Below are 23,938 nucleotides of genomic sequence, written 5' to 3'. Positions count from 1 at the left end.
ACAAAAAAGGAATTGAATCAATTCAATCCCTTTTGCTTACATTCTTTACAATACCCATATATCTCAAACTTATGGTCGACCACTTCAAATTCAGGATCGAGCGTTTCTACGAATCTCATTGGACATAAATCGAGTAGCTTCGTCTTCCCACAATTTCGACAGATCAAATGATGATGGTGGTGGTTCGCACTACACGTGACACGGAACGACTTTTCCCCGTCTAGCTCTGTCGCTTCGAGTAAACCTTCTTCAGCAAACGATTTGAGATTCCGATAGACTGTATCAAAACTCATCGTCGGATGCTTATCCCGCATATATTCAAGCACTTCCTTCGCACTGATATAGCGGTCTTCTTCAGAGAGATAGGCATACATTTCCAGACGTTTCGGTGTGACTTTTAAAGAGGACGAACGAAGTCGGTCCAGTCTTTCTGTCTCATTCATGATATACCTCCTTTTTCCTGAAACTCATCACTTTTTCAAGTAACATAACGATGGCAAGAATGCTGACAGCAATCAACACGATTACCCCACCTGGTGCGACATCGAGGTCATAGGCAAGGACAAGTCCACCGATTGTCGCGACCTCTCCAAAGATGACGGACCAAAGAATCGTCTGTTTGAAGCTTGAGGTGAAACGTAACGCAGCTGCGACCGGTAGGGTAATCAAGCTAGAGACGAGGAGCGTACCGACAATTCGCATGCTCACAGCAATGACAAGCGCAACGATGAACATGAACAGCGTGTGGAGCATCGTACTTGGCAGTCCAGAGACTTTTGCTTGCTCTTCATCAAATGACAAGAACAACAATTGCTTATAAAAGATGATAATGACAACTAGGGTCACAACTGCTACACCAACAATCAATGATATATCAGACTGGCTCACTGCAGAAATCGATCCGAATAAGAGTGATGATAAATCAATAGAGAAGCCTCTAGAGAGCGATATGAAGATTGCACTGAGTCCCATCCCTGCAGACATCATAATTGGAATAGACAGTTCTTGAAAGTGAATATATTTCCCGCGCAACCAATTGAGCCCAAGTGCCGCTAGCACCGAAATTAACGTACCCATATAAAGCGGGTTTAGCCCAGCAAACAAGGCAATATATTGTCCAAGAAATAAGCTAAATGAAATACCGGCAAGGGTTATGTGTGACAGTGCATCGGCAATCAAGCTCATTCGTCTGACCACAACAAATGAACCAATTAAAGGAGCAGTGAAGCCGATGACAAGTGCCGCGATGAACGCATAACGTAAAAAACTATATGTCCAGAGATCTGCAATCATCTTGTACCCTCGTGAATGAGAACTTTGACAGGATATGGTTTGATGGATGATGCCAGTTCACCGAGCTCACTATATTCCCTTAAACCACAATTGCACGCCAATTTTCCATGATCAAGATGGACGACTTTCGTGACGAGGTCCGTCACAACGTTCAAATCGTGTGTGACGAGTACGAATGTACACGTCGTATGTTCTCTGAGCATATGCAATACTTCATAAAAATCCTGTAGATGCTTTTGGTCGACACCAACGGTCGGTTCATCGAGAATCAATAGATCGGGCTGGTTAACCATCGCCCGTGCGATGAAGACCCGTTGTTGCTGCCCACCTGATAATTCTCCAATTTTACGATGGCGAAACTGCCACATATTTACCGTTTCAAGAGCATTTTGAATCGCTGCTTGATCTTCTATTTTGAGACGTTTGAATAAACCAAGGCGACCATATCTTCCCATTGCTACGACCTCTTCCACCGTAACCGGGAATCCCGAGTTAAACGAGGCCGCTTTTTGGGAAACGTAACTGATACGAGACTTGTCTTTAAACTGCGAGATTGGCTTGTCAAAAAGTTCGACAGACCCTTGTTGTGGGTTTAGTAAACCAAGAATGGTTCGAATCAAGGTCGACTTCCCAGAACCGTTTTCTCCAACGATTGCGACAAAGTCCCCTTGTCGAATATCAATCGATACGTGTTGTAAGGCCGGTGTCCCATCATAGAAATAAGACACATCGTTTAATTTGACGACGGATTTTGTCATCTAATCCCTTCTCTCATTTGATAAATCGTAATCATTTCTACTTCCTAGGCGTTTGTATTATACAAAATATTAGACATGTCTTCAAGCAAGACCGGTTTCCCCCTCAGCGAAATGTTAAAATTCACGTAAATCATATGTTCGTTCAAAAGCTTGTCGATTACACTATTAGTATGAAGGGGATGGTTTTATGGAAAAGAAACTTGCAGTCATTGATATCGGGTCCAACTCGATCCGGAACGTCATTTTTGAAGTCAACGAGGAAGGACAATACTTTGAGCGTTTGAACGTGAAAGAGGTCGCTCGTTTATCCAGTCATATTAATGATTCGAATGAAATGACAGATGAAGGAATCGCTGCGCTCATCGATACATTACGTCATTTTAAGGAATTAAACGATTATCACACCGTTACCGATGTAGTCCCTGTGGCGACGGCTGCCATTCGGAACGCTAATAATTCGGATGAAATTTTACAACAAGTAAAGCTATCTACTGACATGACCATCCGTTTGTTAAGTGATTATGAAGAAGCGTATTACGGATACTCAGCCATTGTCAATTCGACCTATGTTGAAGATGGCTACTCGGTCGATATTGGCGGGGGATCAATGGAAGTCACCTATTTTCAGAACCGAGAGCTCGTCTTTTATCACAGCTTCCCGTTCGGTGCCGTCACATTGACAAAAGAGTTTATGAAAGACGATACAATGACGAAAGACGAACGTAAGGCATTGATTTCATACTTGAAGAAAGCATTCAAAGAAATTGAATGGTTGGAACCTCATGGCGTCCCACTTGTCGGTGTTGGTGGGACAGCTCGAAACTTAGTTCGTGTTGAACAGACCCTATCTAACTTTCCACTTGAAGGAATTCATCAATATACAATCTCTGCTGATCAACTTGAGGAAGTTGTAGACGAGCTCGTCGGAATGTCGAGTAAGCAACTCGGACGCTTGGACGGACTCTCTAAAGACCGCGTCGACATCATCGCACCTGCTGTCACAGCAATCGGAGAACTAGCAAAATATTTGAAAGTTCCTGAATTTACGATGAGTAACAATGGGCTTCGTGAAGGCCTCTTCTACGAAAACTATTTACATGAGCACGACAAAGTCCGTTTCGCCGACGTCAAAGAAGAGAGCTTCCGACATTTTGAAAAACAATATGATGTGAACCCCACCCGCCATCAACACTTGATTCGCTTGGCCCGTCAGTTGTATACCGGATTGATTGAAGAAAAAGTGATTAAACCGAAACCGTTCGAACCAGGGCTTCTTGAAGGGGCCTGTCGCCTCGCTTATGTCGGAGAGTATATCGATCATAACAACAAGAGCGACCACACGTTCCATTTAATCACTACAAACGATTTTAAAGGGCTAAACAACGAAGACCGTCTCGCCCTTGCTCTCGTCACATCATTTAAATCAAAACGAGTATTAGAACAACATATCGAAGCTTTTCCGAAGTGGTTTGATCAAAAGTTGTTAAAGAGTCTTGAATTGCTCGGTTCCATTGTAAAGCTCGTCGATGCCTTCGATTTGACCGAACGCCAAATCGTCACCGATCTACATGTTTCTAGGTCAAAAGACGGACTTATACTCTCTCTTGAGACGAATGGGTCTGCTCGTTTTGAGTTGCAACGAAGTACACGACATAAAAAGCATTTAGAACGCGCAATCGACCAATCGATTGAGATCGTTATAAGTGAGGAGGAATAAACATGTCCGACTATACGTATGACCATTTCAACAACCGTGAACTCAGCTGGCTCGATTTCAATGAACGTGTTCTAGAAGAGGCGATGGACGAGCGAAATCCGCTAATGGAGCGTTTAAAATTTTTAGCAATCTTCAGCTCAAATCTTGACGAATTTTATATGGTGCGTGTCGGTGGATTAAAGGATGAGGTACTCGCCGGGTTTAACCGTCCAGAAGATAAGACGGGACTAACTCCGAAACAACAAATTAAGTCGATTTCGATGCGAGCACAGGAACTCGTCGAGACCCAATATGCGACCTATAAAAAAATCACGAAACAGCTATCTAACCAGAATGTCCGCTTTTTACGCACGAAACATTTGAACAAGACACAGCAGGACTTTGTGAAAGAGTATTTTCGCACACATGTTTTTCCGGTCCTCACTCCGATTGCAATTGATGCCTATCGGCCGTTTCCAATGCTTTTATCAAAATCGTTGAATATCGCCGTCGAAATCGCTTCAAACAGCGAAGGAAAGAAACGACTCGCCCTCGTTCAAGTTCCATCTGTTCTTCCTCGTTATCTGGAACTGCCTACCGATGATGAGGAACATACAGATTTGGTTTTACTAGAAGATTTAATCATTCAATTTATCGACTCGCTCTTCAAAGGATTCGTCGTCGAATCAACGATGCCATTCCGAATTACCCGTAATGCTGATATGCCGTTTCATGAGGAAGACAGTCGCGACGTCTTGAAACAAATCGAAAAAGAACTGAAAAAACGACGTTACGGGGTTGGCATCCGACTCGAAGTGCAACAACGTTCATTACGAAAAGAATTGTTGTTCATGCTACAAGATGTCCTCGATTTACACGACCGTGACATTTTCATCGTCGATGGTCCAATCGACCTGACCTTTTTATTCGGTATATACAGCCAAATCGGGATGGAATACGATGATATGATCAATGAGACATTGATTCCCTTTATCCCCGAAGGTCTAGAATCCGGAAAAGATTTATTCCAAAGCATCGCCAAACAGGATTATCTGCTTCATCACCCGTATCACTCGTTTGATCCGATCGTCCGATTTATCGCTCAAGCTGCAAAAGACCCGAATGTGTTAGCCATCAAACAGACACTATACCGAGTCTCAGGGGACTCCCCAATCATCAAAGCGTTGACCGATGCTGCAGAAAGCGGGAAGCAAGTGACCGTTCTCGTTGAATTGAAGGCGCGCTTCGATGAAGAGAAAAATATTCAATGGGCGAAGCAACTTGAAAAAGCCGGGGCTCACGTGATTTACGGTTATAAAGAACTCAAAACGCATTCTAAAATCACACTCGTCGTTCGAATCTTAGAAGGAGGAGTATTGCAGCGCTTCGTCCACCTCGGAACAGGTAACTATAATGACTCTACAGCAAAATTGTATACCGATGTTGGGCTCCTCACGACAAATGAGGAACTCGCTGAGGATGCCACAAACTTTTTCAACTGGTTGTCCGGTTATGGAGAAAGACCGTCCTGGCATCAATTTGAGACATCTCCCGATGATATGAAAGATTTTTTCCTCAATAAGATTGAAGAAGAGATTAAATTACATGAGAAGTATGGCAATGGACGAATTGTCGCCAAGATGAATTCGATAACAGATCGAGCTATCATCACTAAACTATATGATGCTTCCTCTGCAGGAGTAAAAATCGATTTGATTATACGTGGAATTTGTTGCTTGCGGCCAGGAATCAAAGGTGTCTCTGAAAACATTCGAGTCATTTCCATTATCGATCGCTATCTCGAACACTCACGAATCTTTTATTTCTATCAAAATGGCAAAGAAGACTTGTACTGTTCTTCAGCTGACTGGATGACCCGTAATATGAAGAAGCGGATTGAGATTCTCTTCCCTATCCTGAATACATCGCACAAGACGTATATCAAAGACATGATGGCTCTTCAACTCGTTGATAACGTTAAGGCAAGAAGACAGCGTTCTGACGGACGATATGTATATGTGAAAGGAGAGGCCAAAGAAGAAGAGATCCAATCACAAATCATCATTCATCAATATACAGGTGGTCGTTGGAATAACATTCCAAGCGTCTTTGAGCGGGAACCTTCAAATTGGGCCGAACGTGAAGTCCTCCGTCTGCGATCTGAAAATGAGAAAATGACAGATGACTGATGTTAGACTTCTCAAAAGAAGAAAGTCATTGTATAATGAATTCGGTTACGTCATTATAAAGCGCTTTCAATAAAAGAGACGGAGGAATTATACATGCAAGAAATTTTACTATCATTACTCGCTGGTTTGATTTGCGGTGCTATTTTTACAGCACTCAAACTGCCACTTCCGGCACCACCGGTATTACCAGGAGTTGTCGGCATCTTCGGGGTCTTCCTTGGAATGAAAGTCTATCAATTCGCTATGGCAAACTGGCCATTCTAAAAAAGATGTCCCTCAAAAAGGGACATCTTTTTTAGTACAGTGTATGGATTGCTTTATGACAGGTCGGACATATCCATATACCATGCTCATCTGAAAGGTGATACTCCATCAATTTTGTCGCATCACTCCCGTAACGCACTGCGAGGTCAGTTTGACAAATCGAGCACATGGTCGATTGAGGCAACGGTGCGAATAGCTTTTCTCGAAATATATGCGCTTCATAAGTCTCTTTCGTCCATTTAGACGACGGTACGTGATAGCCGTCATTCCACTTTTTCCGCATCGACTCGTACGGTTCATCCACCTGATACATGCCAACCTTTAATAGCGGATGATGAAAGTGAAGTTGTAGCAGATCCACCAAGCTATACGTTGCCAAGCCTTCTACCCCACCACCGAGCCAATATGGATCATCCGGTCGCATAATCTTTTCTTCTAACAAAATCTCCGCTTCCGCCACAATCCCATGTCCAATCACTTCGATAAACGCTGTCGGAGTCGTTACCTTCCCTTTTACATAAACCGGACTTTGCTCAAGGAAATAAGTCGGGAATGCGTTCCAGACGTCGTATCGATTCGGGTCGACCTGAAGGACGTTCATCACTTATTGATGAGCTAGCGTGAATTGATCACGCCATTCAGAATCAAATTGATTCGCACGGAACATCTCAATTTCTTGTTTGTATGGAGCAATTTTCGTTTTTTCACTGATTGGGATATATGGTGTCTCTAAAATTTTCGGTAGATGTGCGAACGCCTCATGATGAACAATACGATTTAATGTATCAAATCCAATCTCGCCATATCCGATGTTTTCATGACGGTCTTTTTTCGCACCGCGAACGTTCTTCGAATCATTCACATGAAGTACGCCGAGACGATTGATTCCAACGATGCGATCGAATTCTTCGATTACACCGTCTAAATCACCGACTAAATCATACCCAGCGTCATGAACGTGACACGTATCAAAGCAAACGGACAGACGATCATTATGTGTTACGCCGTCGATGATAGTCGCAAGCTCTTCAAACGTCTTTCCGAGTTCGCTACCTTTTCCTGCCATCGTCTCAAGCGCGATTTTCACTTGTTCGTCACCCGTCAGTACCTCATTTAGTCCTTCAATGATTCGGGCGAGACCGACTTCTTCTCCTGCGCCGACATGTGCCCCAGGGTGGAGGACAACGTGACGAGCTGCTTGTAGTGCTTCAGCCCGTTTTAATTCCTGTGTCAAAAAGGAAACGGCCAACTCGAACGTCTCTGGCTTTGTCGTATTTCCGAGATTGATGATATACGGGGCATGTACGACAATCTCCTCGATGTCGTGTGCCGACATATGCTTCAGGGCCGCCTCGATGTTCAAATCTTCAATCGGTTTACGTCGTGTATTTTGGGGGGCACCTGTATACACCATCATCGTATTCGCCCCGTACGACACGGCCTCTTCACTACCTGCAAGTAACATCTTTTTACCTGATACCGAAACGTGTGAACCTATTTTTAACATCATCATCTTCCCTTCATATGCTTCTTTCTTTAGTTTACACAAAAAGAAGAACCGACTCCAAGAAGTCGATTCTTCAAATGATTAACGTTTGTTTTTTTTGCGTGCAGCCCGACGATCCGTGCGCTGTTGTTGCATATGCTCGCGTGATGCGGTCTCTTTTAACTTATACTTAAATTTCTTCTTATAGCCAGGCTTCACTTTTTTCTTCGCCTTTTTAATTTCACCAGCCATACGGCTATGTGCCGTATGCGAAACTTTCATTTTCCGGTCTGTTTGGCGACGACGACGTGTTTTAATCGGTTGAATCGAACCGTTACGCAAATCGACGTGTGTGAATTCGAACCCACGCTCTTCGAGACGATTGATCGGCCCATTTTCATGGTCCTCGTATAGCGTATATGCCTCACCTGATGCGCCCGCACGACCAGTACGACCGACACGGTGCGTGTAGAAATCAAGATCTTTCGGGATGCCGTGGTTGATGACGTGAGAAACTCCTGAAATATCAATTCCGCGAGCCGCCAAATCAGTCGCAATAACATATTGATACTTGGCATCATTAATATCTTTGATGGCTTGTTTACGGCGACGGGCTTGCATGTCTCCATGTAACGTACCTACATTTAATCCTGCTTCACGGAACGATGTTTCCAATTCATCCGCTTCTTGTTTCGTATTTGTGAATACAAGACAAACAAAAGGATTAATTGCTTTTGCAATTTCAACAGTCAAGTCTTTGCGGTCACGGTGACGGACCGGAATGACATGGTGTTTGATTTTTGGTGCGACACGATCTTCAGGGCTTGCTTCAGCAAAGCGCGGATCGTGCAAATATTTCTTCAAGAACGGCTCAAGTTTCTCAGGGATTGTCGCTGAGAAGACCATCGTTTGAAGTTTTTCCGGGAGTGACTGCGCGATGCGGTCAACTTCCGGTAAGAACCCCATATCGAGCATTTGGTCGGCTTCATCGACGACAAAATGCGTAACTTTGTGCGAGAACAAAGCCTGCACTTTCATCAAGTCAAGGATTCGTCCAGGCGTCCCGACGATGAGTTGTGGTGGATTTTTCATCTTATCGATTTGACGTTCGCGGTCTGTTCCTCCGACAATCAAACTTGATTTGATATAATCCGGATTTTTAATAAGAATCGATTTCAATTCTTCATGAATCTGCCAAGCGAGTTCACGTGTCGGGGCGACTACGATAGCTTGAACTGATGCTTCTTCTGGGTTGATCGCTTCGACGATCGGTAACAAGAACGCAAGTGTTTTACCCGTTCCTGTCTGTGATTTTCCAATAATATCTCGACCATTTAATGCAGCCGGAATAATCCGTGCTTGTATATCGGTCGGTTTTGTGATGCGCTTTTCTGTTAAGGCATCAATCATAAACGGTAGCAATTTGAACTGTTGGAAGCTGTTCAATCGATACACCTCCTGTTTCTTTCCACTTTTCCTAGCATAGCGGAATCAAATGATTTGTCAATCAATCTTTTGCCACACCTTCGTATAAATAACTTGCTGAATAATAGTGTTTGGCAATTTTCTTTCCATTTAAATGTAGTTCGAGCGCTTTGAATCCGACTTCCATCATCTCATTCGGTGACTGCACGACAGTCGCATTGACTTTCCCATTTTGAATGAGGGGATAGATATCTGAGATGCCGTCCACCGATACGATGGTCTTGTCCGTCAAACCGTGACTTTCTAAAGCTCGGACGACACCGAACGTATTATCGTCATTGTGCGAAAAGACGGCATCAAAAGGGATATCTTCTTCTAGCCAACGAGACATCTCAATTTCTGCTTGAAACGTATCGTAATTCCCAGTGATCGATGCGATGATTTGAAAATGATCGGCATTTGCCTTCTCATATTCGCGAATCCCGAGGCTGCGGTCCATCGTGGAGCGGACTTTCGGGGTTCCCCTTACCTCTACCACGCGAATCGGTCGTTCGAGATCACTATACTTCGCAGCAATCTGTTCTGCTGCCATTCGTCCGATATCGACATTGTCAGATACGACCGATGTCAAGACACTCGAATGATCAATCATACGATCAATTGCAATAATTGGAATGTTTTCACGTTTAGCGCGTTCTAATGAAGGTTGAATAAACGTATCATCTAACGTCGTTAAAAAGATTGCCTCGACACCTCGGTCAATCAAAGAATCTAGCTTTTCTTTTTCAAGGACACGTGAGTCCTCACTCGTCGTCGGAATCGGAGTAAACCCTTTTTGATTGGCCGTATGCACAAATGAGTCTAATAATTTGTTCGCATGTTCATGCTTATCACTGACAAACACAAACCCAACTTCTTTTTCCCTTATTTTTTTCTCCGGTAACTGTATCGATGTAATGAGAAGAATAGTCATCGCCCAAATAATTGGCAACCAGAGCCAATAATGTTTAAGTCCCTTCATGATGGTTGTCTCCTTGGGATTTTGATTAAAATCGCCGTCCCCTTGCCTAACGAACTATCAATCTCCATCATACCGTTCACACTTTTCAAGTACTCTTGAATCATGTAAATGCCAAGACCGTTCCCACTCTCTTTCGTTGTATGGAAAGCGGAACCGAACATCTTAAGTTGTTCCTCACTCATGCCAACCCCATTGTCTTCAATTAAGAAACGATACTCCTGTTCCGTAAAGAGAATCGTAACAACCACACTTCCCTTTGCACCCTCCGTTTCCACGGCATCAACAGCGTTTTTGAATAGGTTATAAATGATTTGAACGAGCATATCAAATGACGCATAAAATGGTGGCATGTCGTTCGGTACAAGTAATTCCCATTTAGTCGGGCGCTTATAACATTCAGCATCCATTAAAAATTCGAGACGCTTCGTAAAGTCTATCATATTAATCCATTCTTCATACTTCCCCGCCTGATCTGGCTTAGCGAGCGTCAACATCGTCGAAATTAAACTGTTTGCCCGCTCTAACTCCTTAATGGCAACGTCGACCATATCCTTGCTGCCCTGTCCTTCTCGTACCATTTGTAACGTGATGTGCACTGGGGTCAAAGGGTTTCGAATTTCATGCGCAATCCCCGCGGCCAGTTGACCAAGTGAAGCTAATTTTTCTTGATGTAAGATTAGCTGTTGCTGGCTCAACTGTTCACGTCGAGATGTTTCCATCCGCTGCGCATAATCGTTATATGTGTCGAGTAACGTTTCCACTTCTTTTGAACCAGTTCGTTCCAATGAGATCGTTCCGAGGGATTGTTGCTTTTTGATGCGATTGACCAGCTCGACAAGGGGGTTTGTCAATGTACGGGAGAGTAACAACCCAACGAGAATACTCAAGAAAAATGTGACGAGTGCGATCATCAAGTATTGCCAACGCGTATCATACACTGTCTCGTACACCGAATCATTCTGATGTTTTGCGAGCATGCTCCATCCACTGACACGGGCATCTGGTTCATACATCAACGTGTCTTCATCCGTACTTAGAATGGTCCGCGTGTTTCGTCCTAACGTTTCGTCAATGACTTCACGCGAAACACGACGCTCCGCATCTGTGACCAGATTGAATGAGGTAGTCAATACTTCGCCTTGATTGTCTAACAAGTATAAGATCATATCATCATTAGCAGATTCTAACGAACGACGATACAAATCAGAGTTCAAGACACTGATACTCCCGCCAAAGATTCCGACCGGTCGATTGTCTTCGATGACAGGAACATATAAGAAAGTTCCCATATCTCCACTGATCATGATGGGGTCACTCATATATAATTCTCTTCCACTAGCAGTCAACACTTCCATGAATTTAGGATCGCGTTTAATAATAGATGAAGAGACCTGCCGTTCGGAGTACCATTTAAACGAATCTTGCCTAGCATCATAATAAAAGATTGATGTAAAACTCGTCCGTTGATTCAAATAACCTGTTCGGATTCGTTCTTCAATCCATGGTTCGTTTCCTACATAAGCACCAAGGTAAACTAAATCTTCATACAATTTTCCGATTCGGGACTCAATATTTTCAATACTGTCATCAATCGCATAATCAAATTGTTCTTTTGCAAGTTCTTCTGCTCGAGACACCGTGACGCGATCAGCAGAAAAGGCAAGCGATGAAATGACAAGTGCTAAAATAATGATAATAATGAACGTGATTTGGAAAAAGTAAGATTTTCTAAGCTCATGCAATTGTTTCATGCGATTCACGGCGTCCCTCCTTTCTAACCTAAAAATTATAGCATGAATACACGCAAATCTTTTCGTATTTTCGAAACAATGTTAGACTAATACGTATGAAAGCACTTCGAAAGGAGCCTTCGTCTTCATATGAAAGTTAAAAAAATTAGTCCACGCGGATATTGCTATGGTGTCGTCGATGCCATGAAACTCGCAAATGAGGCGGTCGCAAATCCAGATTTGCCACGCCCGATTCATATACTTGGAATGATTGTTCATAATCGTCACGTCACACAGGCATTTGAGGATCTCGGTGTCAAAACGGTCGATGGTGATGATCGGATGCAGGCACTCGAAACAATTGATTGTGGTACGGTCGTCTTCACGGCACACGGAATTTCACCACTCGTTCGCAAACGGGCCATCGAGAAAGGGTTGACGATTGTTGATGCCTCGTGTCCAGACGTACTTGTCACACACGATTTGATTCGTGAAAAAACAGCAGAAGGATATGATGTCATTTACATCGGAAAACATGGACATCCAGAACCGGAAGGCGCAATCGGGGTTGCACCTGACCATGTTCACTTGATTCAATACGAACATGAAATCGATCAGTTACCGAGTCGATTGTTTGAACGAAAAATTCTTGTGACAAACCAGACGACGATGAGTCAATGGGACGTTTCCACATTGATTGAAAAAATCCAGGCACGTTATCCGCATATTGAAGTGCATAACGAAATTTGTAACGCGACACAAGTACGTCAGGAAGCCGTTGCTGAACAGGCTGGTGACTGCGATTTACTAATTGTCGTCGGAGATCCTAAATCAAATAACTCGAATCGCTTGGCACAAGTATCAAAAGAAATCGCCGGTACGAATGCGTATCGCATCGGTGACTTGAGCGAACTGGATATGGATTGGCTCGAAGGTGTGGAGACCGTTGCCGTGACGTCCGGTGCCTCTACACCTACTCCAATTACTAAAAAAGTGATCGACTTCTTGTCACAGTACGAACCTGAAGATTTGAGCACGCACGATAAAACGCCGTATCTCGAGCTTCGAAGTATCTTACCAAAAGTTAAAGCATTGCGGAAGTGAAGGAATCCCCCATTCTCTTATATGAGGATGGGGGATTTTAGGTTATCTAAACTTAAACGGGTTCGTGTTTACTTCGGAAATCATCAAGTCGACATCAATTTTTGCCTTCAAAAATTTCTCGCTAAGCATATCGACGACTCCTCGTTTCATGACACTCTCGACATGATGACCTGGATCTACTACCGCAAGCCCTAAAGCCATCGCATCATGGGCCACATGGAAGTATAAGTCACCTGTCACATATGCATCCGCTCCTCTAAAATGAGCTGCTGATACATATTTATTCCCATCCCCACCTAATACGGCTACTTTTTCAATTGACCGCTCTAAATCACCAACGACTCGCACGCCTTCTACGCCAAAGCTTGTCTTTACATGATCAGCGAACTTTTCGAGTGTCAGCGCTCGTTCGAGTCGTCCGATTCGTCCTAGACCATACACATGTCCGTCAATCTCATCACGGACCAAGTCATACGCGACTTCTTCATAAGGATGTGCATCTTTCATCGCTTTCAAGACACGCTTTTTCTGACTTTCGCGAACGACTGTTTCAATTTTCATCTCATTCACTTGCTCGGTTTCATGCGGACGCCCAATGAACGGGGTCGTTTCATCAAGCGGAGTAAATTGTCCTGTCCCAGAAACCTGAAACTGACAATCCGCATAGTCTCCGATATGTCCTGCCCCTGCCTTTCCTAGGGCACGGGAGACGTCCTGGGCGTGTGTTTCTGGCACGAATACAGATAGTTTATAGACCGGCTCTTCATACGTCGGAACGAGCACTTTCGTGTCACGCAACCCGATTGCTTCACTCATCCAGTCATTGACACCACCGACACACACGTCTAAGTTCGTATGTGCGACGTAGACCGCAATGTTATGTTGAATGCACTTCATCGTAATTTTTCCTGCCGTGGAGCGATCATTAACTTGAGATAACGGGCTAAAAATCGGGGGGTGGTGCGCAATAATCAAATCGATTTCGTTCTCAATCGCTTCGTCAACGACCGATTCGAGAACATCGAGTGTCACCATAACCCGCTTAACCTCTTTATTTAGCGTACCGATTTGCAAACCAATTTTATCACCTTCGACTGCCAGATGTTTCGGTGCAAACTCTTCAAATAATTGAATCACTTGATTGCCATTCGCCATTACTGACTCACCTCTCTCATCTTGTCACGCATTTTCTTAAATTCGACTTGTTTTTGAATCAGTGCCTCTGACTGAATCCCGTCTGCCATTTGACCGAGAACGTACTCCAACTTATCTGCTTCTCGACTCCATTTGAGCTTGAATGGTTCTGGTCGTTCCTGAATGAGAAAGGGACCGAATAACAATTGCCAATTCCGTTCATTCACTTCTTCACTGTAAATCGTTTCTATCCCTTTTTCGCCCACAAGAATCTCATATACCTTATCGTTCTCTTCCACAATCGCCTCTTCGACGAGGACATAGCCATTCTCAAGCAACCAGCTTCGAACGTGCTGCCCGTCGACGTTAGGTTGAAGAATGAGACGTTCGACCGCACCCAATTTCTCTTTACCTGCTTCAAGGATGGAACGAATCAAACTCCCTCCCATCCCGCAAATCGAGATACAAGTTGCCTCATCCTCTTTCAATACTGCGAGACCATCACCAAGTCGCACATCGATTGCATCAAGGGATTCAATCAGGTCCACTTGTGCTCTTGCAGCCTCCATCGGACCTACATTCACTTCTCCTGCGATTCCTTTTGAAATGATTCCTTGTTGAAGGGCATAACATGGTACGTATGCATGATCCGACCCGATATCGGCGAGCACACTTCCTTTAGGGATATAATCGACAACCTGCTTCAAGCGGCGGTCTAAGATGATACGTTCTTGCATTCAAGACAACTCCTTTGTTCTACTTCTTCTTTAGCGTATCGAATTCTCCGCACTTCGACAACAAAAAACGCACCCCATTATGGAGTGCGCAACCTCTTATTGTTCAATCAACCAGTTCGCAAGCACTTCTGCTTCTTCAGCCGATGCAAGACCTGCTGGCATCGATCCTTGTCCATTGACGATGATGTTTGCGATTTCTTCTGGTGAAAGGCGATCACCTACTCCAGTAAGCGCTGGACCTACGCCACCTTCAAGGTTTCCGCCGTGGCAACCTGTGCAACCCTTCGCTGCGTATAACTCTTCTGGGTTCATTTCAGTGACTGCTGGACCTTCAGCCGCTTGTTGCGCCTGATTCACACCAAAATACGATAATGATACCATGGCAATAATTGCGACGATTGCGATTGCCGCAAACGGTAACAATGGATTACGCATTGTAGTTCCCCCTCATGTTCATTCCAAATTTCTATCCAACACTATTTTACTCAAAAAATAATAAAGAAGGAAGGAAAATCACTCATTTTCCTTCCTTTCTTCTAAAACTTCACACTTTATACAAATATGAAATTAATCGAGGAAGTCTTTCAAGCGTTTGGAACGACTAGGGTGACGTAATTTACGAAGAGCTTTCGCTTCGATTTGACGAATCCGCTCACGTGTGACGCCGAATACTTTTCCGACTTCTTCAAGTGTACGTGTGCGACCATCATCTAACCCGAAACGAAGGCGAAGGACATTTTCTTCCCGGTCTGTCAACGTATCGAGGACATCTTCTAATTGCTCTTTCAACAATTCATATGCAGCTGCATCTTGTGGTGCCATCGCGTCCTGGTCTTCAATGAAGTCCCCGAGATGTGAATCGTCCTCTTCCCCAATCGGTGTTTCAAGTGAAACTGGTTCTTGAGCAATTTTTAAAATCTCACGAACTTTTTCAGGTGTGAGCTCCATCTCTTTGGCAATTTCTTCTGGAGCTGGTTCACGACCGAGATCTTGAAGCAATTGACGTTGAACACGAATCAACTTGTTGATTGTCTCGACCATGTGTACCGGAATACGGATCGTCCGGGCTTGGTCAGCAATCGCACGGGTAATGGCTTGACGAATCCACCACGTTGCGTACGTCGAGAACTTGAACCCTTTCATATAGTCGAACTTTTCGACTGCTTTAATGAGTCCCATGTTTCCTTCTTGAATCAAATCAAGGAAGAGCATCCCACGACCGACGTAGCGTTTCGCAATCGATACGACAAGGCGTAAGTTTGCTTCTGCGAGACGTTTCTTCGCCTCTTCGTCTCCTTGTTCGATTCGCTTAGCAAGCTCTGTCTCATCTTTCGCGCTCAGAAGATCGACACGACCGATTTCTTTCAGATACATGCGAACCGGATCGTTGATTTTAATCCCAGGTGGTACTGACAAATCGTTTAAATCAACTTCCTCATCCTCTTTTTTCGCAGGGGTTTCTTCTGCGTCAGCTGCATCTTCTGTGACACGGATATCTTTCGCTTCTAAATCTTCGATGAAGTTATCGATGAAATCCGAATCCACCTCAAAATGACTGAGGCGATCTTGAATCGCTTGCATTGAGACGACGCCCTTTTTCTTTCCTAACTTTTCAAGCTCTTCTATGGCGTTAAATAAATCCTCTTTCTTCTTCTCTGCCATCTAGCAGTTCAACTCCTTCCAAACTTCATCCACGATCATCGTTCTCGAAGACGACGACTACGGGCAATCAATTCTTGTAGCTTGGACGCCTGGTCTACTATACTTTCGACGTCTTGAGCGATTTCCCTTTTTGCACGCTCGATTTGACGTTGCTCCTCATAACTGTTTATGACCCGAATGTATTCGTCTAAAACCTCTTCAGACAGTTCATCCGGTCCAGCCATCAGTCGAATTTCCGCAAAGCGCATCGCATAATCGGGGCGTTGATCACAATAACGCTCCATAAAAGGAAGCGTAACTTGATCAAATTCATCTTGTGTCATCGTTTCGGATACAACTTCATACAATGCAGAGCCAAGCATACGATGGGTTTCATCTTGATAACGAAGCCCTAAGCGGTCACGCACGAAACGAACCTGCTCCGGTCCCGTCAACATCGCACGCAACAAGTACTTTTCAGCTTTCATCCAACGAGGCTCACCTGTTTTACTCGAACGTTTTCGTATCGGTTCCACAGCGTCAACTGTGCGAGTTGGATTTGATTCGCTTGACGTCGGATGAGGAATTCTCGAACGAAGCGTCTCTAGCGGAATTTCAAACTCATCCGACAGCTTTTTCACATACATATCTCTTCGAATCGAATCATTCGTCTTACCAATCTCTTCAAGCATAGATTCAATAAAGCGAATCCGTTCTCCTTCTCGATTCAAGTTTTTCCCTCGCCTGAGCATCCGATTCATAAAATCAAGAACACTCAATTGTTCAGTTTCGACAAACTGTTGCCAGTGAGTTGCCCCATGTTGACGGATATAATCGTCCGGATCGGTCTTTTCTGGTAGCGGCAAAACTTGTACATCAAGTGGAGACGTTTCTAATAGGCGAATGACTTTTTGAGTCGCTTCTTGTCCCGCGTGGTCCCCATCATAACAGATGACCACTTCTTCCACGATACGAGACAGGGCTCTTGCATGTTGTGGAGAAAATGCGGTACCGAGTGATGCCACGACTTCTTTTGTCCCCGCTTGTGCCACTTGCAAAACGTCAACGTTTCCTTCGACGAGGAAGACACGTTTTTTCTTTCGCATCAATGCCCTCGCCTGGGAGAAACCGAATAACAGTTCACTTTTATTGAATAACGGTGTTTCAGCCGTATTCACGTACTTTGGCTGTCGATCATCAATCGCACGGCCACTGAAGCCCACGATGGTGCCGTCTCGATCCGCAATCGGAAAGACGACCCGTCCTTCAAATCGGTCAAAATATTCACCGGATTTAGACTTCGAAATCAAACCTGCTTCAACCATCACTTCTAAATCGAACCCTCGTCGCTCCAACAACTCGACAGTAAAGCGTCGTTGATCTGGGGCAAAACCAATCTTATATTGCGCAATCGTCTCTTCGTTTAACTCGCGATTTCGCAAATATGACAATCCCACTTCGCCAGCTTCCGTTTTCATCAATACTTCATGATACAAGTCAGCAACGAGTCGATGCGCATCCCGCATCTGTTTGCGCCATACTTGTTCACGTGTCAATTCTTCGTCACCTTGGATGCCGTCTACTGAAATGCTCGCGCGCGTTGCTAGGCGCTCGACCGTTTCGGGAAAGGATAACCCTTCGGTCTCCATCACAAATGTAAATACATTTCCTCCGGCACCACAACCGAAGCAGTGATACATCCCTTTTTCGGGCGAAACGGAGAAGGACGGAGAGTTCTCGGAATGGAAGGGACATAATCCGACCAATCGATGTCCCTGTTTCTTTAATTCGACACGTTCGCCAATCAACTCCACGATATCGGTTGCCTGTTTCACTTCTGCGATAACTTCATCTGGTATCCGTGGCATCTTGACCACTCCCTGTTTCCAATCTCGCAACGAAACGGAACGCTCATCACGTTCCGTTTCACTGTACTGTCAATACTCTATTATACCCTCTCGAAGCAACGAATACTAATTGAAACACTTATTTACTTCAGACGTCTTTAGATTGTTCGAGGTGACGCAGAATGATTCCCGCAGTCTCTTCGACAGCCTTGTTTGTCACGTCGATGACTTCACAACCGACTCGTTCATAAATCCCGCGTGCATACTCGAGCTCACGATTGATTCGCTCGAGTTGTGCATAATCCGCTTCCGGCTTCAACCCGAGTGACTTTAGGCGTTCCATTCGAATTGAAATCAACTTTTCTGGCGAGATGATCAATCCGATACATCGTTCTGCAGGTAAATCAAACAATTCCTCAGGTGGTCGTGATTCCGGGACGAGAGGCACGTTTGCGACTTTATATCGTTTGAGTGCTAAATATTGAGATAACGGTGTCTTTGACGTCCGGGAAACCCCGACAAGCACGATATCGGCTTTTTTCAGCCCGCGTGGATCCCGACCGTCATCATACTTGACGGCAAATTCCATCGCTTCGATTTTTCGGAAGTAGTCGTCATCTAACCGATAGATGAGCCCCGGTTTCTCTCGCGGGGCTTCTTTCAATTGTCCTGATAATACGTCGAGTAAATCACCGAGCAAGTCGACCGTCTTTACTTGATGCTCTTTTCCGAGTCTCATGAGAAGAGCCCTGTGTTCCTCATTGACGAGCGTATACGCGATAATCGCCTGTTGAGCCCTCGCTTGTGTGACCACATCGATGATTGTCTGTTCATCTTCAACGAACGGGATGCGAAGTGTCTCAATTGCATTCTCGTGAAATTGGATACTCGCTGCTCGGACGACGAGTTCACATGTTTCTCCGACCGAGTCACTTACAACGAACACGAGTTGTTTCATAGTCAAATCGATTTCCTCCTCAGATTGACTCATCGTTCGCTAACGCAATGAGCACCTTCGTCATGTTAGTTTTCGTCATTCGACCGAGAACAATCAATTTTCCATCCTTCTCTTCAACGACAGGCATGGCATCAATTTGTTTTTCAATCAATTTCATACCTGCCCGAATTAACGTTTCACCCTTCTCACATACTGTAATATTCGGCATACGCGTCATGATGACGTTGACCGGTAATTGGTCCAAATCCTGATTTCCAATCGCAGCACGGAGAAGGTCTTTACGAGATAATACACCGACCAACTCTCGATCACGTCCAACTACGAACAAGGACCCAACATCTTCCAAAAATAGTGTGACAATTGCATCATATACTGTCATTTCATCCCGAACGACTTTTGCAGATGACATGAAGTCCCCTACAGTCAAGGAATCTAGCTTTTCTCGGAGCATTGACGAGTTTCGTTTGCCAACGAACGTGTAGCCGACACGAGGTCTAGCTTCAAGTATTCCTGTCATCGTCAAGATGGCGAGGTCGGGTCGCAGGGTTGCGCGCGTCAATGACAATTCTTGCGCGATTTGTTCCCCTGTAATCGGTCCGTTCTCCTTCACAATCTCAGCAATCTTTTGTTGGCGTTCATTCAGTTGCATAGCCAACCCCCTCTAGTTTGTTTAGAGTACGAGCGCGTTGAAGTCTGCGACACTCTTAATCGTCGTAGCAAGTCGGTTCATTTCATGGAGACGGTTTTGGCGTACTGCCTCGTCCTCACTCATGACCATTGTATGTTCAAAGTACATCATAATTGGTGATTCAAGCATTTGAAGGAGCTCTAACGCTTTTTGATAATCTCCCGCCTGAACAGCGTTGTTCGTTTCAGGAGCTATTCGTTCAATCGCTTCATGTAAGGCAATCTCTTCATCATTTTCAAACAATGAAGGGTCGACATCTCCTGGCTCACCTTTTTTCGAAATGTTGACGACGCGCGACAATTGCTCAATCAAAGATTTTGCATTCGTCGATACGAAGTGTTGAATTGCTTGTGCACGAGCATCAAGGCGATTGATCGTCAATGTCGTCGTCAATACCGCGTCAATCACATCGTAGCGGACCTTCTGTTCTTGTAGACGGTATTTCAACCGGAGTTTGAAGAAGTCCACCAGCTGATCCTTGACTTGTTCTTTATCGGCTTCAAAGAGTCCTGCCTTCAGCTGTAATTCGACAATTTTTGAAAGCAGCTTGTCGAGTGAGAGATCAATTTTCCAATCTCCAAGAATTTGAACGACCCCTTGAGCTTGACGACGTAGGGCGAACGGGTCTTGCGAACCACTTGGAATCATGCCGATTCCGAAGAATGCTACAATCGAATCAAGCTTGTCCGCTAGAGCAAGTACAGCACCTGTTGCCGTCTCCGGGGACTGATCTCCTGCGAAGCGTGGCATATAATGCTCACGAACAGCTGCCGCCACTTCCTGATCCTCACCTTGCTGAAGCGCGTACTTCTCACCCATGATTCCTTGAAGCTCAGTGAACTCGTATACCATCTGACTCACCAGGTCGAATTTATGAATTGCACCGGCACGGCTGACTTTTTCGATATCTGCGTCAAATAAAGGTGCGAGCATCTGCGCAATTTCAGTCACGCGACGTGCTTTCGCTCCAGTCGTCCCCAATTTTTCATGGAATACGATGCGATCGAGACGAGCGAGTTGGTCATCAATCTTTGTCTTTTTGTCCTCCTCATAGAAGAAGACGGCATCTGCAAGACGAGCACGGATGACTTTTTCATTCCCGCGCGCCACGTTTTCTAGGTGCTCTGCATTTCCATTTCGGACCGTGACAAAGTAGTTTTTCAACGTTTCGTCGATATAAACCGGGAAGTAACGTTGATGCTCTTTCATCGTTGTGATGAGTACTTCCTCAGGGAGGTCGAGATACGCCTCCTCAAATTCTCCGAAGAGGGCAGTCGGCCATTCGACTAAGTTTGTGACCTCTTCGAGTAAGTCAGCATCAAGCGGAACTGTCCATCCTTGTTTTGTGGCAAGTTCCTTAATTTGACGTTCGATTTCAGCTTTACGAGTCTCGTAGTTTGCCATGACAAACGCAGACTCTAATGTCTCTACATACGCTGCTGGTGATTCGACGACAACGTCTCCTTTACTGAGGAAGCGATGACCACGCGTCACGTTGCCGGTTTTCACGCCTTCGATTGTAAAATCGATGATGTCCTTACCAAATAGAGCAATCAACCAACGAATCGGACGCATGTAGCGTAAACTACTCGTTCCCCACTTCATGTTTTTTGGGAACGTCAGGCTACGAACGACGTCTTCGAGACCGTTTAACAATGAGCTTGTTTCCTGACCTTCTTCATGACGTTCTGCGAAGACATACTCGACCCCTTTTTCTTCTGCGAAGTACAGGTCCTCGACTGTCAATCCACGACCGCGAGCAAATCCTTGCGCCGCTTTTGACCAGTTCCCTTCCGCGTCCTGAGCAATCTTCTTAGCAGGTCCACGGAGTGTTTCTTTCAAATCCTGTTGCGTTTCGGCTACATCACGAACGATGACGGACAAGCGACGCGGTGTAGAATAAACGTCAATCGACCCAAATTCAACACGAGCTTCTTTTAAAAACGCATCAACACGTTCTGCCAATTGTTTCTCTGAACGCAAGACGTATTGAGCCGGTAGCTCTTCTAATCCAATCTCTAGTAAAAGGTCACGCATTCAAGTCACCTGCTTTCTCTTGTTTCAAAAGTGGGAAACCAAGGCGTTCCCGTTCTTCAATAAATTTAGCAGCACATGTACGTGACATGTTACGTACGCGTTGAATGAATCCGGTACGTTCCGTCACCGAAATGGCGCCTTTTGCATCCAACAAATTGAATGTGTGCGAACATTTCAGAATGTAATCGTACGCAGGGAAGACGAGATTCTCTTCAAGAGCACGTTTCGCTTCTTTCTCATATGTGTCGAATAACGTGAACAGCATGTCGACATCCGATAATTCAAACGTATATTTCGAGTGTTCGAATTCAGGTTGGTAGAAAATATCACCGTATTTGAAGCCGTCTGTCCATACGAGATCGAATACACTCTCCACTTCTTGAATGTAAGAGGCGAGACGTTCGAGTCCGTACGTGATTTCTACGGCAATCGGGTCACACTCGATTCCACCGACTTGTTGGAAATACGTGAATTGCGTGATTTCCATCCCGTTTAGCCAGACTTCCCAACCGAGACCAGCTGCTCCGAATGTCGGGTTTTCCCAATTATCTTCAACGAAACGAATGTCGTGCTCAAGCGGATTGATTCCAATCAACTCGAGACTTTCTAAGTAAAGTTCTTGAATGTTGCTTGGAGAAGGTTTCATGATCACCTGGAACTGATGGTGTTGATACAGACGGTTAGGGTTCTCACCATAACGTCCATCAGCCGGACGGCGTGATGGTTCTGTGTAACAAACGTTCCAAGGTTCTGGACCTAGAGTTCTTAACGTAGTCATTGGGTTCAGCGTTCCTGCCCCTTTTTCAACATCGTACGCTTGCATCGTCAAACAACCTTTTGATGCCCAAAAGTTTTGTAGCGTGAGAATGATTTCTTGCATAGTCATATGCTTCATAAATGACACCTCCAATAGTATTGAAACGACAAAAAACGCCCCTATGTGCCTAGCACATAGGGACGGGATTGATTCCCGCGGTTCCACCCTACTTGCCCCAACATCGGGGCCACTCTTAAAGATGTGGGCGCTCTGGAATCGCCGTTCACCCTTCTCATGACGTTCGGCTCACACTATCCCGAACTCGCTTAACTCATGACAGGAAGAGTTACTTTTTTCCTTCATCGCGCACGCTATTTCATTTGTCTAATCATAACTCATCGTATCGAATTCACTATAAAAAGTCAATCCTCATTCAGATGAAGTCGAATCATTTGGTCGAGTACACGCTTTGTCTTCAATCGCAACCCACTATACGATTCCATATATGCATCAAATAGCTGACGTAAAAGAATTCTTGACTCGTCTGATAGCGGTACGTTTCGAAATTCTGATAGATTGTGCTTACTCATCAAATAGAGAAGTTTCGCCAGTCGTTCCGACAGCCGAATCGTTCCTTCTTCTTGATGTCTTGCACATAAAAAGCCACCAGATGCAACAGAGAAGTACATCGGGTCCGTTACGTCCCCGCATCGCACACAACCCGTTAATACAGGGGAAACACCTAACAGATGTAAAATGCGTAATTCAATATGATGGGTGATTACGTCTGCATCCATCCCCGCATTCAACGCTTGGAGAGCATCTTGTAAAATTCGAAACAGTGGACGATTCTGCACCCGATCTTCCACAGAGCGGTCGACAAGCTCTAACCAATACATCGCATACGACATCCGCACAACATCTTTTCGAATCTCCGGGTAGGAGGTGACGACATCGGACGATTTTAACTGAGCCAGTCCCCGGCTAGACGGAAAAATATATATACCTTCTACGAACGGCTGACTCGAAGCGTGAAATCGGCTGCCCGGTTTCTTTGCGCCTCGTGCCATAATCGCAACTTTGCCGAGTTCTTCTGTAAACAATGTCACGACTTTATTCGATTCACCATAATTGACGGTACGAATGACGACTCCCGTGACTTTTTGTAACATG

General features: G+C 44.8%; 22 protein-coding genes. 4 read left to right on the top strand and 18 right to left on the bottom strand.

Going from position 1 to position 23,938, the window contains the following annotated elements; translation table 11 throughout:
- Positions 1 to 17 precede the first annotated feature (17 nt).
- The 3 genes from KNO96_RS00590 to KNO96_RS00580 are packed head-to-tail and all read right to left on the bottom strand — an operon-like array spanning position 18 to position 2,051.
- Positions 18 to 443, bottom strand: a complete 426-nt coding sequence (locus KNO96_RS00590; RefSeq protein ID WP_026825692.1) for a Fur family transcriptional regulator — start codon at positions 441 to 443, stop codon at positions 18 to 20.
- Complete coding sequence (locus KNO96_RS00585) at positions 436 to 1,293, bottom strand: metal ABC transporter permease (RefSeq protein ID WP_026825691.1); 858 nt, start codon at positions 1,291 to 1,293, stop codon at positions 436 to 438. The genes KNO96_RS00590 and KNO96_RS00585 overlap by 8 nt, the downstream gene beginning before the upstream one ends.
- On the bottom strand, positions 1,290 to 2,051 hold the full coding sequence (locus tag KNO96_RS00580) for a metal ABC transporter ATP-binding protein (protein ID WP_214701835.1): 762 nt from the start codon (positions 2,049 to 2,051) through the stop codon (positions 1,290 to 1,292). The genes KNO96_RS00585 and KNO96_RS00580 overlap by 4 nt, the downstream gene beginning before the upstream one ends.
- Positions 2,052 to 2,238: 187 nt before the next feature.
- Here KNO96_RS00580 and KNO96_RS00575 point away from each other — a divergent pair, with 187 nt between their 5' ends.
- The 3 genes from KNO96_RS00575 to KNO96_RS00565 all read left to right on the top strand — a co-directional run bounded on the left by KNO96_RS00575 (position 2,239) and on the right by KNO96_RS00565 (position 6,200).
- Positions 2,239 to 3,768: a Ppx/GppA family phosphatase gene (locus tag KNO96_RS00575; RefSeq protein WP_214701834.1), complete on the top strand. Its 1,530-nt coding sequence runs from the start codon at positions 2,239 to 2,241 to the stop codon at positions 3,766 to 3,768.
- Positions 3,769 to 3,770: 2 nt separating this feature from the next.
- Positions 3,771 to 5,936, top strand: a complete 2,166-nt coding sequence (locus KNO96_RS00570; RefSeq protein ID WP_026825688.1) for an RNA degradosome polyphosphate kinase — start codon at positions 3,771 to 3,773, stop codon at positions 5,934 to 5,936.
- 93 nt (positions 5,937 to 6,029) lie between these two features.
- Entirely contained in the window at positions 6,030 to 6,200 is a 171-nt protein-coding gene (locus KNO96_RS00565) for a DUF1427 family protein (protein ID WP_034770979.1), read from the top strand.
- A gap of 31 nt (positions 6,201 to 6,231) precedes the next feature.
- Here the strand turns inward: KNO96_RS00565 and KNO96_RS00560 are convergent, their stop codons facing one another.
- The 5 genes from KNO96_RS00560 to KNO96_RS00540 form a co-directional block, all read right to left on the bottom strand.
- Entirely contained in the window at positions 6,232 to 6,801 is a 570-nt protein-coding gene (locus KNO96_RS00560; RefSeq protein ID WP_214701833.1) for a hypothetical protein, read from the bottom strand.
- Between the two features lie 3 nt (positions 6,802 to 6,804).
- Entirely contained in the window at positions 6,805 to 7,707 is a 903-nt protein-coding gene (locus KNO96_RS00555) for a deoxyribonuclease IV (protein ID WP_214702817.1), read from the bottom strand.
- Positions 7,708 to 7,788: 81 nt separating this feature from the next.
- The gene (locus tag KNO96_RS00550; RefSeq protein WP_034770978.1) at positions 7,789 to 9,132 is read right to left on the bottom strand and encodes a DEAD/DEAH box helicase; all 1,344 of its coding nucleotides are present in this window, start codon (positions 9,130 to 9,132) and stop codon (positions 7,789 to 7,791) included.
- 61 nt (positions 9,133 to 9,193) lie between these two features.
- Positions 9,194 to 10,132, bottom strand: coding sequence for a sugar ABC transporter substrate-binding protein (locus KNO96_RS00545; protein WP_026825684.1), 939 nt, complete (start codon positions 10,130 to 10,132; stop codon positions 9,194 to 9,196).
- Positions 10,129 to 11,883 carry a sensor histidine kinase gene (locus KNO96_RS00540; RefSeq protein ID WP_235181875.1) on the bottom strand — a complete coding sequence of 585 codons (1,755 nt, stop codon included), beginning with the start codon at positions 11,881 to 11,883 and terminating at the stop codon, positions 10,129 to 10,131. Before KNO96_RS00540 ends, KNO96_RS00545 begins: the two co-directional genes overlap by 4 nt.
- 129 nt (positions 11,884 to 12,012) lie before the next feature.
- Between KNO96_RS00540 and KNO96_RS00535 the strand changes: the two genes are divergently transcribed.
- On the top strand, positions 12,013 to 12,966 hold the full coding sequence (locus tag KNO96_RS00535) for a 4-hydroxy-3-methylbut-2-enyl diphosphate reductase (RefSeq protein WP_026825682.1): 954 nt from the start codon (positions 12,013 to 12,015) through the stop codon (positions 12,964 to 12,966).
- A 42-nt stretch (positions 12,967 to 13,008) separates the two neighbouring features.
- Here KNO96_RS00535 and KNO96_RS00530 read toward each other — a convergent pair whose 3' ends face one another.
- From KNO96_RS00530 to recO, 10 genes are all read right to left on the bottom strand, one after another.
- Positions 13,009 to 14,121, bottom strand: a complete 1,113-nt coding sequence (locus KNO96_RS00530) for a Nif3-like dinuclear metal center hexameric protein (protein ID WP_214701832.1) — start codon at positions 14,119 to 14,121, stop codon at positions 13,009 to 13,011.
- Positions 14,121 to 14,837, bottom strand: a complete 717-nt coding sequence (locus KNO96_RS00525) for a tRNA (adenine(22)-N(1))-methyltransferase (protein ID WP_026825680.1) — start codon at positions 14,835 to 14,837, stop codon at positions 14,121 to 14,123. Before KNO96_RS00525 ends, KNO96_RS00530 begins: the two co-directional genes overlap by 1 nt.
- Before the next feature lie 96 nt (positions 14,838 to 14,933).
- Positions 14,934 to 15,272, bottom strand: a complete 339-nt coding sequence (cccA, locus tag KNO96_RS00520; RefSeq protein WP_026825679.1) for a cytochrome c550 — start codon at positions 15,270 to 15,272, stop codon at positions 14,934 to 14,936.
- A gap of 132 nt (positions 15,273 to 15,404) precedes the next feature.
- Complete coding sequence (rpoD, locus tag KNO96_RS00515; RefSeq protein WP_026825678.1) at positions 15,405 to 16,499, bottom strand: RNA polymerase sigma factor RpoD; 1,095 nt, start codon at positions 16,497 to 16,499, stop codon at positions 15,405 to 15,407.
- 35 nt (positions 16,500 to 16,534) lie between these two features.
- On the bottom strand, positions 16,535 to 18,346 hold the full coding sequence (gene dnaG, locus KNO96_RS00510; RefSeq protein ID WP_214701831.1) for a DNA primase: 1,812 nt from the start codon (positions 18,344 to 18,346) through the stop codon (positions 16,535 to 16,537).
- Positions 18,347 to 18,473: 127 nt separating this feature from the next.
- A complete protein-coding gene (locus KNO96_RS00505) occupies positions 18,474 to 19,283 on the bottom strand; it encodes a pyruvate, water dikinase regulatory protein (RefSeq protein WP_034770974.1) in 810 nt (269 codons plus the stop codon).
- Positions 19,284 to 19,302: 19 nt separating this feature from the next.
- Complete coding sequence (gene ccpN / locus KNO96_RS00500; RefSeq protein ID WP_026825675.1) at positions 19,303 to 19,932, bottom strand: transcriptional regulator CcpN; 630 nt, start codon at positions 19,930 to 19,932, stop codon at positions 19,303 to 19,305.
- 21 nt (positions 19,933 to 19,953) lie between these two features.
- The gene (gene glyS / locus KNO96_RS00495; RefSeq protein ID WP_214701830.1) at positions 19,954 to 22,008 is read right to left on the bottom strand and encodes a glycine--tRNA ligase subunit beta; all 2,055 of its coding nucleotides are present in this window, start codon (positions 22,006 to 22,008) and stop codon (positions 19,954 to 19,956) included.
- Entirely contained in the window at positions 22,001 to 22,894 is an 894-nt protein-coding gene (glyQ, locus tag KNO96_RS00490; protein WP_200868294.1) for a glycine--tRNA ligase subunit alpha, read from the bottom strand. Before glyQ ends, glyS begins: the two co-directional genes overlap by 8 nt.
- A gap of 293 nt (positions 22,895 to 23,187) precedes the next feature.
- Complete coding sequence (recO, locus tag KNO96_RS00485) at positions 23,188 to 23,937, bottom strand: DNA repair protein RecO (protein ID WP_026825672.1); 750 nt, start codon at positions 23,935 to 23,937, stop codon at positions 23,188 to 23,190.
- Between the last annotated feature and the right edge of the window lies 1 nt (position 23,938).

The sequence above is a fragment of the Exiguobacterium sp. s89 genome (assembly GCF_018617735.1).
Classification (GTDB): Bacteria; Bacillota; Bacilli; order Exiguobacteriales; family Exiguobacteriaceae; genus Exiguobacterium; species Exiguobacterium marinum.
The sequence above is the reverse complement of the archived record's forward strand: the minus strand, read 5'-3'. Positions and strand labels throughout refer to the sequence as shown.

Bases quoted from the DNA above. Each gene is read 5' to 3' on its own strand.
- KNO96_RS00590 (WP_026825692.1), bottom strand. From the start codon at position 443: ATGAATGAGACAGAAAGACTGGACCGACTTCGTTCGTCCTCTTTAAAA.
- KNO96_RS00585 (WP_026825691.1), bottom strand. From the start codon at position 1,293: ATGATTGCAGATCTCTGGACATATAGTTTTTTACGTTATGCGTTCATC.
- KNO96_RS00580 (WP_214701835.1), bottom strand. From the start codon at position 2,051: ATGACAAAATCCGTCGTCAAATTAAACGATGTGTCTTATTTCTATGAT.
- KNO96_RS00575 (WP_214701834.1), top strand. From the start codon at position 2,239: ATGGAAAAGAAACTTGCAGTCATTGATATCGGGTCCAACTCGATCCGG.
- KNO96_RS00570 (WP_026825688.1), top strand. From the start codon at position 3,771: ATGTCCGACTATACGTATGACCATTTCAACAACCGTGAACTCAGCTGG.
- KNO96_RS00565 (WP_034770979.1), top strand. From the start codon at position 6,030: ATGCAAGAAATTTTACTATCATTACTCGCTGGTTTGATTTGCGGTGCT.
- KNO96_RS00560 (WP_214701833.1), bottom strand. From the start codon at position 6,801: ATGAACGTCCTTCAGGTCGACCCGAATCGATACGACGTCTGGAACGCA.
- KNO96_RS00555 (WP_214702817.1), bottom strand. From the start codon at position 7,707: ATGTTAAAAATAGGTTCACACGTTTCGGTATCAGGTAAAAAGATGTTA.
- KNO96_RS00545 (WP_026825684.1), bottom strand. From the start codon at position 10,132: ATGAAGGGACTTAAACATTATTGGCTCTGGTTGCCAATTATTTGGGCG.
- KNO96_RS00540 (WP_235181875.1), bottom strand. From the start codon at position 11,883: ATGAAACAATTGCATGAGCTTAGAAAATCTTACTTTTTCCAAATCACG.
- KNO96_RS00535 (WP_026825682.1), top strand. From the start codon at position 12,013: ATGAAAGTTAAAAAAATTAGTCCACGCGGATATTGCTATGGTGTCGTC.
- KNO96_RS00530 (WP_214701832.1), bottom strand. From the start codon at position 14,121: ATGGCGAATGGCAATCAAGTGATTCAATTATTTGAAGAGTTTGCACCG.
- KNO96_RS00525 (WP_026825680.1), bottom strand. From the start codon at position 14,837: ATGCAAGAACGTATCATCTTAGACCGCCGCTTGAAGCAGGTTGTCGAT.
- cccA (WP_026825679.1), bottom strand. From the start codon at position 15,272: ATGCGTAATCCATTGTTACCGTTTGCGGCAATCGCAATCGTCGCAATT.
- rpoD (WP_026825678.1), bottom strand. From the start codon at position 16,499: ATGGCAGAGAAGAAGAAAGAGGATTTATTTAACGCCATAGAAGAGCTT.
- dnaG (WP_214701831.1), bottom strand. From the start codon at position 18,346: ATGCCACGGATACCAGATGAAGTTATCGCAGAAGTGAAACAGGCAACC.
- KNO96_RS00505 (WP_034770974.1), bottom strand. From the start codon at position 19,283: ATGAAACAACTCGTGTTCGTTGTAAGTGACTCGGTCGGAGAAACATGT.
- ccpN (WP_026825675.1), bottom strand. From the start codon at position 19,932: ATGCAACTGAATGAACGCCAACAAAAGATTGCTGAGATTGTGAAGGAG.
- glyS (WP_214701830.1), bottom strand. From the start codon at position 22,008: ATGCGTGACCTTTTACTAGAGATTGGATTAGAAGAGCTACCGGCTCAA.
- glyQ (WP_200868294.1), bottom strand. From the start codon at position 22,894: ATGACTATGCAAGAAATCATTCTCACGCTACAAAACTTTTGGGCATCA.
- recO (WP_026825672.1), bottom strand. From the start codon at position 23,937: ATGTTACAAAAAGTCACGGGAGTCGTCATTCGTACCGTCAATTATGGT.